Below are 340 nucleotides of genomic sequence, written 5' to 3'. Positions count from 1 at the left end.
GCGAGCCGATCGCCAACTTGCAAACCTACGTGCTGGACGCCGGTCTCGGTCCGGTGGCGGTGGGCGTGGTGGGCGAGCTGTACCTGGGCGGCACCGGCCTGGCGCGGGGTTATCACCGCCGTCCTGGGCTAACCGCCGAACGCTTCGTCGCCAGCCCCTTCGGCGACGGCGAGCGGCTGTACCGCACCGGTGACCTGGCACGCTACCGCGCCGACGGTGTGATCGAATACATGGGGCGTATCGACCATCAGGTGAAGATCCGCGGCCTGCGCATCGAGCTGGGCGAGATCGAAGCACGGCTGATGGAGCAGGACGAAGTGCGCGAGGCCGTGGTGCTGGC

The 340-nt window shown here is 68.8% G+C and carries 1 protein-coding gene; it reads left to right on the top strand.

Translation table 11 applies throughout. The features are described 5' to 3' along the window. A partial coding sequence (locus HU748_RS26180) for an AMP-binding protein (protein ID WP_186722547.1) occupies positions 1 to 340 on the top strand: 340 nt, incomplete at both ends.

The sequence above is a fragment of the Pseudomonas sp. RW3S2 genome, assembly GCF_014268955.1.
GTDB classification, from domain to species: Bacteria; Pseudomonadota; Gammaproteobacteria; order Pseudomonadales; family Pseudomonadaceae; genus Aquipseudomonas; species Aquipseudomonas wayambapalatensis.
This window is presented reverse-complemented; position numbering and strand designations above follow the sequence as displayed.